Origin of the sequence: Bacteroides sp. HMSC067B03 (genome assembly GCF_001811315.1) — a bacterium.
In the GTDB taxonomy this organism is placed as follows: domain Bacteria; phylum Bacteroidota; class Bacteroidia; order Bacteroidales; family Bacteroidaceae; genus Bacteroides; species Bacteroides faecis.
Map to the genome: position 1 here is coordinate 1 of NZ_KV804505.1, position 3,070 is coordinate 3,070.

Genomic DNA, 3,070 nt, shown 5'->3' on the forward strand with positions numbered 1-3,070 from the left:
CTCCGGAGAACTTGAACAAGTTGTCACGTATCCGTTGAGGTTCTTCCGCCTGTTCCGGATCATTATAGTCGTCTTCTCCCCATCCTTCAGCCGCCTTCTTATTCAGTTCCTCGTATGTCTTTCTGAATAATTCCCCGTCAATATTCCCTGTCTTAACTTTACGTTTGTAAACCTGTTTCATCACTCTTCCGATGATACTGCTGAAATCATACTCCCCGGCTTCCATGACAGGCGACGTTACCGTTTCATCGTCCGGTTCGGTCTTTTTTTTTTGAGGGTCTGTTTGGGGCTGATTCGGCAATGTTCCTCCCTGCTGCTCACCACCGGGATTTTTCTTTTGACCAATGATCGGCAAACCTGTTTTTTTAGCAACTTCTTCATGGTCAAACTCAAAGGTATAAGCCAGCTTGTTGATCGCTTCGATGTATTCTGTGATAGACAAACTTTCCGTGTCGTCCCACTTCAGTTTCAGCCTTTCAAGCGGTTTGTATACCGGGCTGATCTTTACCAGTTTGGGAATGATAATGTAATTGAAATAAAACTGGAACAACATTTTATCATATTCGTGCCGCGATTTTTCAACACGTTCATGTACTTCTGCCGTACCTTCCCACGCACCGTTTTCAGTTGTTCCCGTCTGACCCAGCAAACGTTTACTGATCTGGTTGTCACATCGTTCCTCTAACGGTAAAAAAGCATTGGTTGTGTTTCCCCCGGCTTCTTTCCCATACTCGACCGTTTCGTTTCCTTGCAGCACAGCAAAGAAATTATTCCTGAAGTCCGTCATCATTTCGAATAATTCGTCCATCCGCTTTTTATCCATTCTGTCTGAAGTAACAAAGACGGGCGGAACACCATATTTTTCGATATAATTCATCCATGCCCCCAATCCTAATTTCTTGGCAAGAATGATGACCGCCAGTTCGTTGAGCATCCCCAGCGACCACGGATTACCGAATTGTACATAGTACGGTTCAAGCGCACCGTCTTTGTACGACCATCCAGTCTGGTCTGATTCCTCCCTGATGATGATTTGTTGTTGTGGAATGTAATTTGACATGGGAATTTCTTCGACATGGCTAATTTCCAAATTATCATCAAGGTGGGAAAGATCGGCAAGTGATACCCCCTGTAACTGATGCAGAAAACAGATTCTGATAAGCTGGTGAAACCATGGACGATCCAGTAATTTTTTTGCTTCCTCATCTTCATTGTCATTATCATCCACAAGGTTATATTTTGCCTGTTGCACAGGTAAGACGCGATTGTCAATGGTCGTCTGCAAATGTTCATCGTTATATAACGACTGAAAAAAGCGGTATAATAAACCACGTCTGGGATCATCCGGATCGGTAGCTGCGGTCACTGACATGATCCAGTCGTCAATGGTCTTTTCCCGATAAACAACAGCCTGCCTTTTATACATTGTTCCTGACGTTGGCAACCCACTGCTGTCCATTCGATAATAATACTCATTGAGTACATTCTTCAGGTTCATCCGACGAATAGCCTTCTGTTGAAACCAGTTGAATATTTCTTTTAATTTTTTGTACATAACATACCTTTTAAAAGCGATTTAAGAACTATTTAAAGAAACCATCCACCATTGCGCGTGTGCCCGTATAATATGGGATATTGCGCGTTCCCGTCTTCATCCGTTACCGGGGGAATATCCTGTGGCAAAGTCATGATCCCGTCGCGCAGTTTGACAAGTATGCCGTCTGCCCAATCGTTCAAGCCCGACAAGGAATCCGGAACTTTACGGGTTGCATTCCGGCTGACAGCACGACAGGCTGTGATACATGCGACCACACGTACCAACAACCCTGTCCGGATCGGAGGATCACCAAATATTTTCCCCACGTCGTAACGACCACCGATATAGGCGCACACTTCACTTACGACAAGGTCTTCAATCCCTGCCAGTATCTCTTCTTCTTTCTCTATACTTTCGATCAGCAACCGATTCTGTATGATGGTTGTCAGATCATCCATGTTGATGTACTTCATAGTTACCAAGTGTATTTACGTTTATATCTTCCCGCTTTCCACGGTCGTGACGCGGGTTCATCCTCTGATTGTGGGGGATCAGTGTATATTTCAAGTTTCTTCACCGCCTGTTCATCGGCATCCGGACTGTCGTCATGTTCTGTCATACCCGGTTCAACCGCATACAATTGCTTTAAGCCGACAGCTATGTCAGGGTTTGACTTTAGCAGTTCATTGACATACATACGACCGTTCTGATAATACGGGTGCATGGAAAGCATACGAAGCAACTTGGTCATCGTTTTGGGAGTTTGTATTGGAACCAAATTAAGCTCCACCCCCGTTTCCGCTTCAGCTTCCTCAATGTTCCGTTTAACTTCATCATTCCAGAATTGACTCTCATATTGCCAAAAACAGATAATGCCCCGCGCCTTAAATTCCGCCTGCTTCATGCACATCCACTGTACACATAGTTTCATTTTTGACTGTTTGACAAAACCATCAATCAGCCAAAATTCATTCCTGTGCCGTCCCCAAATCTTACATGCGTTAAAGTCACTCGTATCTGTCCCGGCATACGCAATGTCCCAATGTGCTACAATCGCATTCATCGTGTGCAAGTCTGGGAGTTTTCCCCACTTCACCATTTCGGGCTTGAATATTCTACCTTTGACAAGCGGGACATGGTTATACTCCGCGTGTGCCGCGAGAATACCCATGTCTTTTTCCTGTTGACGATAGAACTGGGCGGAATACATCGATTTCCACGCTGGTTCATACGTTACCGGATCATAAGCCTTCACCAAGTTCCAATCCCAATCAGGATGCCGTTGTTTTAACAATGTCTGAACCATCCGGGATGCAAAACGGTTGTTAGCACCTATCAGACGTCTGCGCTTTCCCGTCATGGTTGCCAGTATGTCCGCTTCGATCCAGTCCGCATAATCATCCTGCATCCGGTTATTTTTGATAGTCTGCGGTGTCTCCAAGTCGTCGATCACCCACAAGTCCGGACGGTGCGCACCTTTACGAAGTCCGCGAACCTTTTGCTTCGCACCGAACGCCTTGCAAATAAAGCCGT

Annotated in this window: 3 protein-coding genes; all 3 read right to left on the reverse strand. The window is 45.3% G+C overall.

Annotated elements, in window-relative coordinates; all coding sequences use genetic code 11:
• The coding region (locus HMPREF2794_RS26150; protein ID WP_139147304.1) for a phage portal protein family protein at positions 1 to 1,555 on the reverse strand (1,555 nt) is incomplete at its 3' end.
• A gap of 32 nt (positions 1,556 to 1,587) precedes the next feature.
• Positions 1,588 to 2,010: a hypothetical protein gene (locus HMPREF2794_RS26155; protein ID WP_055271015.1), complete on the reverse strand. Its 423-nt coding sequence runs from the start codon at positions 2,008 to 2,010 to the stop codon at positions 1,588 to 1,590.
• 2 nt (positions 2,011 to 2,012) lie between these two features.
• Positions 2,013 to 3,070, reverse strand: a 1,058-nt coding sequence (locus HMPREF2794_RS26160) for a hypothetical protein (RefSeq protein ID WP_070753131.1), incomplete at its 5' end; no start/stop codon positions are given.